10 protein-coding genes are annotated in these 13592 nt (G+C 62.5%); 6 read left to right on the top strand and 4 right to left on the bottom strand.

The genetic code is table 11. The features are described 5' to 3' along the window. Positions 1 to 66: 66 nt before the first annotated feature. A complete protein-coding gene (locus tag NVV90_RS05150) occupies positions 67 to 3186 on the bottom strand; it encodes a DUF3427 domain-containing protein (RefSeq protein WP_258441077.1) in 3120 nt (1039 codons plus the stop codon). Between the two features lie 110 nt (positions 3187 to 3296). On the opposite strand from NVV90_RS05150, the gene NVV90_RS05145 reads away from it, so the two are divergent. The 4 genes from NVV90_RS05145 to NVV90_RS05130 all read left to right on the top strand — a co-directional run bounded on the left by NVV90_RS05145 (position 3297) and on the right by NVV90_RS05130 (position 9130). After that, entirely contained in the window at positions 3297 to 4298 is a 1002-nt protein-coding gene (locus NVV90_RS05145; RefSeq protein WP_258440119.1) for a hypothetical protein, read from the top strand. A gap of 65 nt (positions 4299 to 4363) precedes the next feature. Continuing rightward, positions 4364 to 6043: an NERD domain-containing protein gene (locus NVV90_RS05140; RefSeq protein ID WP_258440118.1), complete on the top strand. Its 1680-nt coding sequence runs from the start codon at positions 4364 to 4366 to the stop codon at positions 6041 to 6043. 632 nt (positions 6044 to 6675) lie between these two features. Continuing rightward, positions 6676 to 7677, top strand: coding sequence for a hypothetical protein (locus NVV90_RS05135; RefSeq protein WP_258440117.1), 1002 nt, complete (start codon positions 6676 to 6678; stop codon positions 7675 to 7677). Position 7678: 1 nt separating this feature from the next. Continuing rightward, on the top strand, positions 7679 to 9130 hold the full coding sequence (locus tag NVV90_RS05130; protein WP_258440116.1) for a hypothetical protein: 1452 nt from the start codon (positions 7679 to 7681) through the stop codon (positions 9128 to 9130). A 265-nt stretch (positions 9131 to 9395) separates the two neighbouring features. On the opposite strand, the gene NVV90_RS05125 is transcribed toward NVV90_RS05130, so the two are convergent. Continuing rightward, complete coding sequence (locus NVV90_RS05125; RefSeq protein WP_258440115.1) at positions 9396 to 10085, bottom strand: hypothetical protein; 690 nt, start codon at positions 10083 to 10085, stop codon at positions 9396 to 9398. A 79-nt stretch (positions 10086 to 10164) separates the two neighbouring features. Here NVV90_RS05125 and NVV90_RS05120 point away from each other — a divergent pair, with 79 nt between their 5' ends. Beyond that, complete coding sequence (locus tag NVV90_RS05120; RefSeq protein ID WP_258440114.1) at positions 10165 to 10596, top strand: VOC family protein; 432 nt, start codon at positions 10165 to 10167, stop codon at positions 10594 to 10596. A gap of 21 nt (positions 10597 to 10617) precedes the next feature. Here the strand turns inward: NVV90_RS05120 and NVV90_RS05115 are convergent, their stop codons facing one another. Further along, a complete protein-coding gene (locus NVV90_RS05115; RefSeq protein ID WP_258440113.1) occupies positions 10618 to 11589 on the bottom strand; it encodes an AraC family transcriptional regulator in 972 nt (323 codons plus the stop codon). Positions 11590 to 11752: 163 nt separating this feature from the next. Between NVV90_RS05115 and NVV90_RS05110 the strand changes: the two genes are divergently transcribed. Next, on the top strand, positions 11753 to 12208 hold the full coding sequence (locus NVV90_RS05110; protein WP_258440112.1) for an anthrone oxygenase family protein: 456 nt from the start codon (positions 11753 to 11755) through the stop codon (positions 12206 to 12208). On the opposite strand, the gene NVV90_RS05105 is transcribed toward NVV90_RS05110, so the two are convergent. Next, positions 12205 to 13569, bottom strand: a complete 1365-nt coding sequence (locus tag NVV90_RS05105; protein ID WP_258440111.1) for an MFS transporter — start codon at positions 13567 to 13569, stop codon at positions 12205 to 12207. The genes NVV90_RS05110 and NVV90_RS05105 overlap by 4 nt on opposite strands. Positions 13570 to 13592 lie beyond the last annotated feature (23 nt).

The raw sequence follows: 13592 nt of genomic DNA, 5'->3' as shown, positions 1-13592 counted from the left end.
ACCAAGCGACCAGGACGGGCCCGCCGAGGAGCTCTGCTGTCCCAGATTCTTTGAAATGGGATGTCTTCATTGCGCCACTGCTGCCGCCGTCGCGTAAACGTCAGCAGGCATCTGCCGGTGCAGCTTCCAGGTGATGGCTATTGGTCTCTCGCCCGAGTGCTGGACGTAGTCCACCTGACCAAGGCAGGTATATGGGACGGTCAGGCCCGTCTCGTCTTCGGCCGTGTCACGGGTGAAGAGCACCATCTGCGAGCCGTGGGCTGACCGGTTAAGGTATCGTCTGCCAACCAGGCTGGACGGAGAAGTGTTGTTCTGCGACTCCCAATGGAACAACTCCGGGCTGATCGCGAAGTCCCTGTACATGGTTGTCACCGAGTGCTTCTTGTCGTCTTTGTTAAGCGTCACGAAGAAGGCGTCCGTGGAAGTTGCCGGGCACCAGGCCACGCCTTCACGATGCTGGACGTTCTTGCCGAGCTCCAAGGACCCGAACTGCAGGGCGGCCAAGATCTCCTCGCGCCGGTACGTCGCATGTGACAGCAGTGGGATGTGCTGCAGTCCTGCGCCGAGCCCCTTGGCCGCGTGCCTAGAAGCCGCCGTACCGAGCTTCACGAGCTGGCGGATTTCGCTGCAGACAAACTGATAGCCGCGGAGATAGTCCAGGCCGGCGTCGTACGTTGCGAAACCGCCGCCGTCGTTCCAGAGCGTGTAGAACAGCATTCTTGCGAAGGTCTGATCACGAGGTCCGAGCTCCGCGTAGCGGGGCGCCTCCGGCGTGACCAGCATCGAATAGGCATCGGCGCGTTCCGGATCGTCCACGTGAATGAAGGCAGCCATGCGTCCGAGGAGCTTCTTCTCATCGGCCGCCGACAGATCAAAATGCCGGTCCTTCAGCTCTGCCTCGAACGGCGAGAAGCCCTGGATCAGCTCGGCCTGGCGTAGGTATTCAGTCCATGAATCCTTCGTGGACCGGTAGATCGTCTTCAGTTCATGCCCGGACTCGCGCAGGTAGTCTGCCAACTGGACCTCCCGGTGGGAGGCTATGTCGCGGATCAACTGCCGCCTGTTGAAGCGCAGCTGCGCCTGGATGTTGTCCAGCACAACCTTCTGGGCCACCCGGTCCAGCACGATCTGCGAGCCCGACGGCAGGAACGGGAACTCGTCCTCCACAGCCCTCTCCAGCTTCTTGCGGCCATAGCCGGTCAGCGCCCGGTATCGGAGATCAAAGCGGAACTCACGGTGCTGCTGGCCAATGAAGTCGAGAACGGTGAGTACGGCCTTGTCGTCGGCCCTCCGGAGGCCGCGCCCCAGCTGCTGCAGGAAGATCGTGGCGCTCTGCGTGGGGCGGAGCATGAGGATCGTATCGACTTGCGGAAGGTCAAGACCCTCGTTGAACAGGTCGACAGCGAAGATACAGTTGATCTCCCTCTCAAGGAGCCTGTTCAGCGCAAGGGCGCGTTCGGCGTCGTCGGTCCCTCCGTGAACGGCGACTGAAGTGATCCCCGCACGGTTGAACACCTCGGCCATGTAGTGGGCGTGCTGCACCGAGACGCAGAACCCGATGGCGCGCATGTGGTCGGTGCCGGTGACCTTGTCCCGCAGCTCGCGGATCACCTTGGCGGCGCGGGCATCGTTGCCCGTGTACAGGCGGTCCAGCTGGGCGGTGTCGTAGTTGCCGCGCTTCCATTCGACCTGGCTGAGGTCGACGTCGTCGGACACCCCAAAGTAGTGGAATGGCACCAGGAGGTCGGCGTCCAAGGCGTCCCAGAGCCGTAGCTCGCTGGCGGTGCGGCCGTCGAAGAATTCCTTGGCGACATCGCCGCCGTCGCCGCGTTCCGGCGTCGCAGTCAGCCCCAGGAGCTGCTGTGGTCGGAGATAGTCGAGCAGCTGCTTGTAAGTGGGCGCCATGGCGTGGTGGAACTCATCGATGACGATGACGTCGAACTGTTCCGGCTTGAGGTTCTGGATTCCGATGGATGCGAGCGATTGGACGGAGGCGAAGACGTGTTTCCACTGCTTTGGCTTGTGCTCTCCGACGTAAAGCTCGCCAAAGGCGCCGTCCTGCATGACGTCGCGGTACGTGCGGAGCGACTGCTTCAGGATCTCCTGGCGGTGAGCAACAAACAGCAGCGTCAGGTTCCGGCCGGCACCTTCGCAGAGCCGCTTGTAGTCCAGCGCTGCGATGACGGTCTTGCCGGTACCCGTGGCGGCTACCAGGAGGTTGCGGTTAAATCCCTTGGAACGCTCGGCTTCCAGGTCTTCAAGCATCTCTTCTTGGTGGAGGAAAGGCTGGACCTCCAACCCGGTGCCAGCGTCCGGAGCCTGGGTGCGACGTCCGCCGTTCCGTTCGAGAGCTGCGTCCAACTTGGCACCGTCGCGCTCCGGATCGTAACTCTGGAAGGCCTTCTGTTCCCAATAGCTGTCGAAGGTCACCTCGAACTTCTTCAGGAGTGCGGGGGTGCCAACGGCGCTGAGCCGCACATTCCACTCGAGGCCGTCGAGAAGCGCGGCTTGGCTGAGGTTGGAACTGCCCACGTAGGCGGTATCGAAGCCGGAGTTCCTCCGGAAGAGCCATGCCTTGGCGTGGAGCCGTGTGGCCTGGGTTTCGTAGTTGATCTTCACCTCGGCGCCGTAGCGGTGGACGAGTTCGTCAATGGCACGGCGCTCTGTGGCCCCCATGTACGTGGTGGTGAGGACCCTGAATTTGACGCCGCGTTCCTGGAGTTGCTCCAGGGCCGGTTGGAGGAGCCGGAGGCCCGTCCAACGCACAAAGGCGCAGAGCAGGTCCACCGTATTGGCGGACTCGATCTCGGTCCGGAGCTCGGCTGCGAGGTTGGGCTCGTCCTTACTGTTGGTCAGGAGTGCCGAGTCTGACAGAGGTGTGGCGGGGCGGCGGAGTTGGCGCCGTTTGAGCGCGTCCGGGCGGTGGAGGGACAGAAGCCGCGTGGGGCCCTCGGTGATGCGGTCCGCATGCTGGATTTCGTTGAGGAGGCGGTTGGCCAGTGCCACTCGGTCCTCGGGTTTGGCCATTGTGAGAGCTTGGCGGACAGCGTCGGCTACGTGGCGCGACAGGATGTCCGGAGTGTCTTCGCTGTCCACGTCTGCGACCGACGGCTGGAGCTCGGGTACTAGCGTCAGCCTGGATGCGAGTTCCTCGGTGTGCAGGAGTTCGTACAGTCCCTCGGCCAGGTGCGAGTCTGCCGGTCCCCCATCGAATGTATTCACTTCGCCAGGCTATTTGGTGGGGGCGACAATGACCAACGCCTCTGAATGTCGGACCCGCGCCATATTCTGTTTCCATGACGATTTCAGTGGGAGAGCTTTTTGATAAATGCGGGCTAAGGTTCGACGGCGTCGCACGGTGGGACGAGAAGGTTCCGCTGAACGAACCCGGCATTTACGCCATCGCATCGACATCTGATCTCAATGACTCAATCGGTCTCATGACGTCGTATCGGCCATCCCAGCAAGCTTTTGACCTGCTCAAGGCCACATGCCCTTCAGTAACCATCGACGGCAGGTCCGCCACAACAGATGAATTGGCCGACAGAATCGGCGACTTCTGGATCCCGCAGTCCGCCATCTTGTACATCGGGCTTGCGGGGACATCGGTTCAAACGCGGGTCGACCAGTTTTACAGGACGCGCATCGGACAGCGTGCACCGCATTCAGGTGGCTGGTGGCTGAAGACGTTGTCCGGGCTCGAGGACCTATACGTGCACTATGCTGCCGCAAATGACCCCGCTGCGATGGAATCTCTCATGTTGCGAACATTTGCTGCGGCAGTCCCACCTTCTATTCGCCGCGCGCTCCACGACCACGACCATGTTGCCCCATTCGCGAATGTCAAAGTCGCCGGCGGCAACAAACGCCATGGTCTTGGAGGATACAAAATAATTCTTAGGAAGGCGGGGCAGAATGAGTTGGCGGCAGAGGCTAGACACGTGGTCACGCCGAGCATCGCCGAAATCCGGCCGATTGCAAACCTTCGCAAATCGGGACCGGAAACGACTGACCACCGAGCCCTGATCGAGTCTCAGGTCATCACCCAGAAGGACCGCGCCAATTCCAACCTAAGAATTCCCGCACGATCAAAATTTGCCTTGCCAGCAAACGATGGATTCTTGGACGTAACGTTCCGGGGACAGACTCAGAAAGTTCGGTGGCGTGTGAATGGGTCCCGTTCTGGAACCATCGGGCTTGGCAAGACGATTATGAGGTCAATCGGAAATACGAATGAGAGCATTTGGTTGCGCGTCGATGGCACGTCCGTGCTTGTTGAGGAAACCACGGCAGGATGAGGCTGGGCAGCGGGCTACTCTGTTTCACTTAGACCAACGAACTGGCAGCAGCAACGGGGGCCACAATGAAGTGCATACCGGAGGAGCCGGAATTCGGTGAGGGACAGCTGGCGGAGAAGGCCGTCTGGGACGCACTCAAGAACAGCCTCCCCGAAGACGTTGTCCTGGCCCACTCCGTCCAAGTGCGCGACGGACGGAGCGAGCACGAGATTGATCTGCTCGTCCTCTGGCCCGGCGTGGGCATCGCGGCCATCGAGGTCAAGGGCGGCCAGGTCAGCATCGCCGACGGCCAGTGGTACCAGTCCGACCGACAGGGCAAACACAAGATCCAGAGCCCCGTGGCGCAGTCGCAGAGTTCCCTGCACGCGCTCAGGGACTGGCTCGGGAAGCAGCTCGGTTCGCGAGTGAGCAGCCGTTGTGCCTACATGGTCAGCCTGCCCTACACCCATGTGCCCAACGACTGGGCCATGGCAGGCTGCCCCAGATCCCTGATCCTGGACCAGAACGACAGCAAATCCCCCGCCGAGCTCGTGCGCCGGGCAATCGAGAACGAAGGCGGCGGCGCCGCCCCGCTGACCCCGGCCTTCCTGGACCGCATCGTCCGCAAGTTGAGCGGAGACCTTGACGCCGCCGTCGGGCCCGGCCGCAATCCCCGGGAGGATGAAGACGTTCAGGACCACCTCACCGAGCGCCAGGCCGTACTGCTTCAAGCGACACGGTCACTCCCCCGGATCCGTTTCACCGGCGGTGCCGGCAGCGGGAAAACCTGGCTCGCCGTGGAGAAGGCCCGGCTGCTCAGCAGGCAGGGCAAACGCGTCGGCCTCTTTTGCTACAACAAAGGCCTTGGTCAGTATCTCCGGGACCGAGTCTCGACGTGGCGCCAGGCCAAGCCCGCATTCACCGGTGAGTTCCACGAATACGTGCGCGGGCTGGGGGTCCCGGACGGTGCGGGGCAGGACTACTTCGATGTGGAAATGCCCCGGCTGCTGAAGGAACTCGCAGCCGGCCTGGGGCCAGGCGAGCGGCTGGACGCGGTCGTCGTCGATGAAGCGCAGGACTTTGCCCCGCTGTGGTGGGACGCGCTGCTCGCCTGCACCAAGGACCCCGCCGGCGGCGAGGTCTACGCGTTCATGGACGACCACCAGGACGTCTACCGCAGGTGGAACGGTACGACGGCGGACCTCGCGTTCGGTCCCACCGCAACGTTTGTGCCCATCCACATTGATGACAACCTGCGGAACACCCGAAAAATCGCCGAGACATTCAAAGGCTTTGCCGGCGAACACTTCACGCCCCGCGGCAGCACCGGCCTGCCGGTCCGCTTGGTGGATTGCCCTACGGAGGAGGCGCTGGATGTCGCGGCTGACTGCGTGGACGCGCTTATCGCTGAAGGGTGGGCCAACAACCAGATCGCGCTCCTCACCACCAAGAAGCGGCACCCGGTGCACCTGGACTACTTCGAACGCGGCGCCACCGAAGAGTACTGGCGCGAGTTCCACGCCGGTGAAGCCGAGTTCTATGGCCACGTGTTGGGCTTCAAGGGCCTGGAACGCTCCGTTGTGGTGCTCTGCGTCAACGGCTTCAAGGATATGGATCGGGCAGCCGAGCAACTCTACGTCGGGCTATCCCGGGCGCGGAGCCTGCTGGTGGTGGTTGGCGATCCAGGGTTGCTGGCGGAAGCCGGCGGCCGGGAGTTGAAGGCTGCGTTGTCGCGGATGCAGGCGTGGACGCCGGCGCCCCACTAGTACTAGACGACGGCCCCACTGTTCACGGATACGTGATCATTCAACTCTTGGTCTCGTTGGAATGGCTTGTATGGACCTGCCCAAGGAAGACGACTCGATCCACGACGTAGAACCAGATGCGGGCATCGCCCTTAAGTGTCGGCTTGTGCTGCTATCGCTCATGGGTGGCCCCGCCACCACACCGGACGTGCAACTCCTGATCAAAGGAAACGGATCGCGGCTCTGAACCCGCCAAGCGGCTACCGCCCCCGCCTGCACCCATCCAGAAAGGAAAACCATCAGCACCGTGACCGGCGTGGAACCCGCCACCAACAACCGCCACCAGGCCAGCGGTCCAAATGTCACCCAAATGCCAAACCCAGTAACCATCAGGCAGCAAGTAAGCCCCCCGAGCAACCCCGCCTCAGGAAAGATCGAGGCTAGTAGGGGCACATCCTTCAACACTACTTCCCCCCAATGGACCCCTTAACCACTGTCCATCTCACCCACGTACCGCTTGCCTTGAAAGACTCCGATCCGACTGACCGGTACCGGCGCCAACCGAATGTCTGTGGTCTCAGATAGTGTTTCTTCAAAGACAGCGCCCAACCCCGAAATGGATGGGCTTGAGCCCACGAGGTTTGGAGATCGCCATGGTTGGACCCCTCAATATTGGTAAAGCTAAAGAGGGCATTGGTATGACTACTGAAGGTCTTGCCAAGGTCACCGAGAACATCCGCAAGGCCACCCGAGTCACGTCGACACATGTTGCTGACCAGGCGAGCAACGCCAAAAAGAAATTGGAGGAGTTGACCGTCAAAGCACCTGATCCCTATGACGAAGCTGTGGCCGAATACAACAGTGTGTTCACGGCCATGAACGATAAAGGTGTGTCGCTCTTACGCCAACGAGATCGCTCAACAGATGTGATCGAGCTAATCGAAATGCTGGTGAACAGTATTGCGAACGCTCCGAAGTCTTTCGAGACTGACTTCGACGAAATTTCCTTGCGCAAGAAGGAGTTCTTGCAATCTGAAGAGTTTGCTCAAAAGGACCTCGAGGCGGCCCGGCAATCTGCCGCAGGAGCTGGGGTCGGTTTCACCGCCGGCGCTGCTGTTGCCAGCATGGCGCCAACGGCAGCAATGTGGGTCGCGACCACCTTTGGTACCGCTTCCACCGGTACTGCCATCTCTACCCTTTCTGGAGCAGCGGCCACCAATGCCACGCTGGCATGGCTCGGTGGCGGCGCGCTAGCCGCTGGCGGCGGAGGTACCGCTGCCGGGAGTGCATTGCTCGCGATGGCTGGCCCCATCGGTTGGACGATTGCCGGTGCAACCCTGCTAACGTCGATCGTACTATTCACGAAGAAGAAATTTGAGAATCGAGAGGCAAAAGAGGATGCACTAACTGCAGTGAAACAGAACACCGCTTTTATTAGAAGCATGGATGTCCAGATTGCTGCACTCTTGAAAGAGTCCACCGCACTTCGTGAATCGCTTGTGACCCTCTATGGAGAGTGCGTTATATTCTTCAATGCTGATTTCCCGGCGCTAGCTGATTCTCATCAATCGAAACTTGCAACATTGGTCAACAACACGAAATCGTGTGCTGCCTTGCTGAGCAAACATGTTAGGCAGAGCCCTGGAGACGAGTGACTTGGAGAAACTCATCAAGTCCAACCAGGAGCAGGCAGTCGCTTCCTGGGTGAATTACCTCAACCAACTCAGGATAGATACGCTTCTGAGTTCATTCGCGATTCAGGATGAGAACCTCAGGAACGCAATCACCTGTGTCGATGAAGCCATTAGGAAGATTGACCTCGAAATCGTCTCGACCAATCGTGGCGGCCAAAAGGGAATGCACGGTTTCATCGCTGAGATCGCCGAAGTCGGGGTTGGTAACGCCCGAGAGCGGATTTTTGGTAAGGATGCCATCTACCAGTGGGTGAACGACAACGGACCCGTGGACATGGTGCGCGGCGGAATAGATATTCAACAGAAGTTTGTCGCAGCAGGGGGCCGTTTTTCGTTAGGCGCAGTAACGGAACACCTTCAGAAGTATCCCGATTACGTCAAGAACGGCGGAAGGTATCAGATTCCTCGTGACCATTTTGAGACGATCCAAAGGCTGCGCTCCATGTCTCCTGAAGAAGCCGGAAGACTGTTATCCCGAAGCGGGGAGGGGGCGACTTTCAAGGACTGGCAGAGAGTCGACAACTTCTTCAGTGAGGGGTCGCTCGGAATCGAATCGATCGAACCCTCGAAACTCGAGTATCACGAAGTGCAAAAGGGCCTGTATGAGTCGACCTTAGAGGCACAGAAGGACTCACTTAGGTCCACTGACCAGTCGCTGCGCGACAAGGCCTATCAGGGCAGCCGCCCGAAACTCCAGGAAGGCGCAAAAGCTACCGCCGTGGCCGCCGTCATTGAAGGTGGAACCACGTTTGTACTGACTGTGACTGCCAAACGCAGAGAAGGCAAGCGATTCAAGGAGTTCAGTGAGGATGACTGGTCCGAGATCCTTGGGCAGACCGGAATTGGGGTCACCAGGGGCGGGGTCAGAGGTTTGAGCATTTACTCGCTGACGAACTTCACCGCAACATCTGCGGCAGTTGCTAGTTCGATTGTCACCGCCACATTCGGTATCGCGGAACAAGCGCACAAGTTCCGGAATGGCGAGATTGGTGAGTTCGAGTTCATTGAGAATGCCGAGCTTGTTTGCTTAGAAGCAGCTGTGAGTGCTTTGTCATCCTTCATCGGACAGGCATTGATTCCGGTGCCCGTTCTCGGCGCTGTTATTGGTAACACGGTTGGCGCCGTTATGTATAGGGCCGTTTCTTCCTCCCTCTCTAAGAAGGAAGCGGAACTGATCAGTCGCTACCTCGCGGATCAGCATGAGCTCGATAGAGAGCTTGCAGCTAAGTACAACGACCTCATCGAGAAGCTAGACGAGAGCATGTCTAGCTACCTCACAGTGCTAGAACGAGCGTTCTCTCCAGACCTGCAGGTCGCGCTGCTTGGCTCGGTAGAACTCGCTCGAGAACTGGGTGTGCCTACTGAGGAGATACTGGACACCAAAGACAAGGCTCTCTCCTACTTTCTCGACTAGCTTGCCAAGACTACCCGGCCTGGCGCCGATGGACGGCCACTGGGGACAGTTCGAGGGTGAGGAAGAAATTCTCGCATGCCAAGCGATGGCGTTGCGGACGAAAGCGGCGATGCGCTGGACGGACGCCCCGGCAGAAGGATGCGCCGCCGAATAAGAGTTCGCGGCCAGATCGACGCATTGGTCCACGTCGGACCATGAAATCCAGCAGAATGTCGCCAAGAACTGCGGCTCCGGCACGGGTGCCGCGTTTCGCCGCATTCGCGATTCAGCCCGCCCGAGCATCCGACTCCGGCTCCCGCCGCACGTCCAACTCCCCTGCGATTCTCTCCTCCAGCGCCGCCACCGTGGCCTCGGGCAGGACAATCAGCCCGTCCAGTTCCCGCCGGGCGCGTTTGTAGGCGGTCTGCCGCTCTGCCGGAGTCGCGGCTTTGTCGGAGGCGATGTTGAGCAGCTTCCTGGCCGTTGCCAGGCGTTGGCGTTCGGGCTCAGTGAAGTTGTGGTCCTTGATCCGCTTGGCTTCGCGCTCTGCGACATCGAAGGCCACCTCGTAGCTGTGCACGGCTGCCCGGTACTCCGCCAGCCGGGCCGCCGTCGTGATGTCTCCCGCGGCGGCTGGCCTCAAGCCGTCGGCGTCCTTCTTCGCCCGGAGGAACGCGACCGTGAGAGGTTCCCGCACATCCGTCATGACGGGGAAATCAATGAGCTTCCCGATGTCGAGCTCGTAGTCGAGCCATCGCTGGTTCACGGCGTCGTGCGCCGCCAATAGCGAGGCGACTTCGGCCTGGCTGGCCTGCTCGGCCTGAATGGCTTGGTTCTTGAGCTTGTACAACTCCACGCGGCGACGGTGCCGGCGTTCGCTGGCTTTGGACCATTGCCGTGCCCAGCCGCCCGCCATTCCGCCGATGGGGAAGATGAGCCACCAGTAGCTGCCAAGGAAGTCAAAGAAGGGTTCCACGGATTCATCCTCCCACCGCCTCGGACGCACCCTCAACAAGTCGAGGTTTGCCCACCACTCGAGTGGCTACGATTCCCCTATGGACCAGCAACTGCACTTCATCACCTTCGCCACCGAGGACCTTGACCGTGCCCGCGCCTTCTACAAAGACGGACTCGGCTGGGACCCGCTGATGGATGTCCCCGGCGAGATCATCTTCTTCCAGGTCGCGCCAGGACTGGTCCTGGGGCTGTTTGACGCCGCGAAGTTCGACCAGGACCTGAACAGCCAGGAGAAGACCCCCGGCGTCAGCGGCGTGACCCTCTCCCACAACGTCGGCAGCGCGGCCGAAGTGTCCAGCACCATCGAAAAGCTCGCGGCAGCCGGGGCCACCATCCTGAAGCCGGCGCAGCCCGGCGCCTTCGGCGGCATCTTCCACGGCCACGTCAAGGACCCCAACGGCATCATCTGGGAGATCGCGCACAACCCGGGCTGGCGCATCGGCAGCGACGGCAGGGTCGTCTTCGGATGAGTTGACGACGGCGTCCGAACGTCAGCTTCCGGGAACCGCGGCTGCGGGACGTGCGTCGTGACCCTGGGAGCGCCGGTAGCCGCTTGGGCTGACGCCGTAGACCCGTGAGAATGCGGTGCTGAACGCGAACGCATTGCTGTAGCCGACCTCTTCGGCAATGACCGCAGTGGTGGCGGTGCTGGAGGCGAGTCTGTCGGCGGCCAGGGCCAGGCGCCAGGTGGTGAGGTAGGCCATGGGCGGTTGCCCCACGGCGGTGCGGAACCTGGCGGCCATGGTGGCCCGGGAGACGTGCGAGCGCAGGGCGAGTTCGGCCACTGTCCACGGCGCCTCCGGTTCCTGGTGCAGGAGCGCCAGCGCCCGGGCAACCACAGGATCGCGGGTGCCCGCCGCCCAGCTGGGGACCCTGGACTCGGTGCGGTCCACACATACGCGCACCAGATGCAGCAGCAGTAGATCCAGCACCCGGTCCAGGGCGCTCTCCTGCCCCAACCGCGGGTGGGTGAGTTCGCGTTCGAGCAGCGTGAGCAGGCCGGCGTCGATCTCCTCCTCGGTGAAGACGGCCAGGGTAGGCAGGGCGGAGGTGACCAGCTGGCCGGCCGCGGCGGTCGACTGGTACGTGCCGATCAGAAGAACCGTGCCGCCGTCGGGGCTGTTGCCCCAGGTCCGCATGCCTTGGGAAAACGTGAGCTCCAGATGCTCCCCGGCCGGCGTGCGGCAGGACTGGCCGGCGCCGATCACCACAGTGGGTGGCCGGCCGGGAGTGTCGGTCACAAGGTACGGGGCAGGTCCGCGGACAGTGGCGGCCTGACCCAGGCCCAGGGACCGTGGGGCAGCCCCTTCGACGGCGATCCAGGCCTGGCCGCTGACGGCAACAATCACGGTCAGTGCGGCCCCGTCCTGGACATCAATGGCGAACGGCGGGTCCATCACCACCCTGAGGGCGAACGCGGCTTGCGCCCGGGGTCCGGTGAGGAACTGCGACAGCGGATCCATGTGCCCATCCTAGACGCCAACATATGGAAAAGAGACCCCTACGCATTCTTCGTCCAGCCACAAGCGGGCAAGCTGGGGTTATGACCACGAACCGCAGACCCGATCCACATCCTCCCACCGGTGCAAGCGGCTGTGCCGGCGCCCTCTGGCACCTGGCCAGACGATGAACGCGTGGCTTCCGGTGATTGCCGGTACCGGTTCGGCGGTGGTGGGCGGCTTCTACTTCGCCTTTTCCGCACTGGTCATGCCCGCCCTCCGCGCGCGGCCGGCGAGGGAAGCTGCCGCGGCCATGGTTTCCATCAACCAGAAGGCCGTGACAGCTCCGTTCATGATCCTGTTCTTCGGCTCCGCCGCCGCCTGCGCGGCCGTGGCGGTGACCGCCGTCGTCGAACCGCAGACCCAGCCGCCCATCAGGGTGGCCGGAGCCGTCGCCTGCCTGGCCGGGTGGGTGCTGACTATGGCGGTCAACGTGCCCCTCAACAACCGCCTGGCACAGGGCGGCAGCCAGCCGGAGCAGGAGTGGCACGGCTTCTTGCGGCGGTGGGTTCCGGCCAACCACGTCCGTGCAGCTCTTTCCATCGCCGGCGCGGTGGGGTTGTTGATCCCGCTGAGCCCCTAAACCCCCGGCTTCCGCCAAGCCACCGCCAGCACCAGCACCACCGAGCTCAGCCCCAGCATCACCAAGACCATCAGCCCCCAGTTCGCCTGGTTCACGCCGGGCCCGTACAGCACACCGATCAGCACCGTCGCCGTGATGGCGCCCAGGTAGCGGCAGGTCTGGAAGATCCCGGCGGCCACTCCCCTCTCCTCCGGCCGCGCGGACACGTACAGGCCCTGGTTGGAGGCCGTGCTCACCGCGCCGTAGGGAACACCCATCAGAGCTGCAGCCACCAGCACCAGCGGCGGCCACAGCGACAACGTCAGCAATCCGAGCGCTCCCGAGGCACCCGCGAGCGCCAGCGCCCCGGCGATCATCACGGAACGCACGCCGAAGCGCTCGATGAACCGCGCCGCCAGCGGGGTCACCAGAACCGAGACCGCCGGAAGGGGTAGCACCAGCAGGCCCACCAGCCCGGCGTCGTAATGTCCTGCCTCCTGCAGCAGCTGCGGCAGGCCAAAGAACACGAAGTAGTACACACCGCTGAAGACGACGAACAGCAGGTACACCAGCAGCAGCGGCCTGTTGCGGCCCAGCAGCCGCAGGTCCAGGAACGGCGGGCTGAAGCGCAGCTCGCGCCAGGCAAACAGCCCCGCCAGGACGGTCGCGGCGCCCAGGAGCCACCAGCGGTAGCCCGGCATGACGTTGAGCAGCGCCATCATGGCCAGCGTGAGCGAGGTGACGAAGGCGAGGATGCCGGGGATATCGGACTCGCGGATCAGCTTCCCGAGTGAGCCCGTCTCGCGCCCTGCGTCGGCCGGCGCCGCCCGGTGCACCACAACCAGCGCCAGCAACGCGAGCGGAACGTTGATCGCGAACAGCGCCTGCCAGCCCAGCAGGCTCACCAGCAAACCGCCGACCACGGGCCCCACCGCGGCCGCCGAGGTGTTCGCCATCTGGATCCGGCCCAGCGGGCGGGTGGACGGCAGCCCAGCCAGCCGGCTCAGTTCGGTGACCATCACGACGGCGGACGGGTACGCCGTCGCGGTCCCGACGGCCATGAGCGCGCGGGCCACACAGACCAGGGCAAAGTTGGGCAGGAACGGCGCCACCGCGCACGTCACCACCACCAAAGCCATCCCGAAGGTGAACAGGCGCCGCGGCCCGAAGCGGTCGGCGAGCCTGCCCATGAGCGGCTGCCCCGCTGCGGAGGCGAGGTAGAACGAGGTGATCACCCAGGTGACGGTCCCGACGTCGAGCGCGAAATCCTCACGCAGCACCACCAAGGCGACGGCGATCATGGACGAGTTGAGCGGGTTCAGGGATGTTCCGAGGCCAAGCGCTGCGATCGCGAGGCCGGGACGGGGTTTCTTCGTGCTCACCTGCACAAGTCTGGTGCATGGTT

This window comes from Arthrobacter sp. CJ23, assembly GCF_024741795.1.
Classification (GTDB): domain Bacteria; phylum Actinomycetota; class Actinomycetes; order Actinomycetales; family Micrococcaceae; genus Arthrobacter.
This window is presented reverse-complemented; position numbering and strand designations above follow the sequence as displayed.

What these genes read in the sequence shown, in the direction of transcription:
- NVV90_RS05145 (WP_258440119.1), top strand. Translation starts at nt 3,297, where the DNA reads ATGACGATTTCAGTGGGAGAGCTTTTTGATAAATGCGGGCTAAGGTTC.
- NVV90_RS05140 (WP_258440118.1), top strand. Translation starts at nt 4,364, where the DNA reads ATGAAGTGCATACCGGAGGAGCCGGAATTCGGTGAGGGACAGCTGGCG.
- NVV90_RS05135 (WP_258440117.1), top strand. Translation starts at nt 6,676, where the DNA reads ATGGTTGGACCCCTCAATATTGGTAAAGCTAAAGAGGGCATTGGTATG.
- NVV90_RS05120 (WP_258440114.1), top strand. Translation starts at nt 10,165, where the DNA reads ATGGACCAGCAACTGCACTTCATCACCTTCGCCACCGAGGACCTTGAC.
- NVV90_RS05115 (WP_258440113.1), bottom strand. Translation starts at nt 11,589, where the DNA reads ATGGATCCGCTGTCGCAGTTCCTCACCGGACCCCGGGCGCAAGCCGCG.
- NVV90_RS05110 (WP_258440112.1), top strand. Translation starts at nt 11,753, where the DNA reads ATGAACGCGTGGCTTCCGGTGATTGCCGGTACCGGTTCGGCGGTGGTG.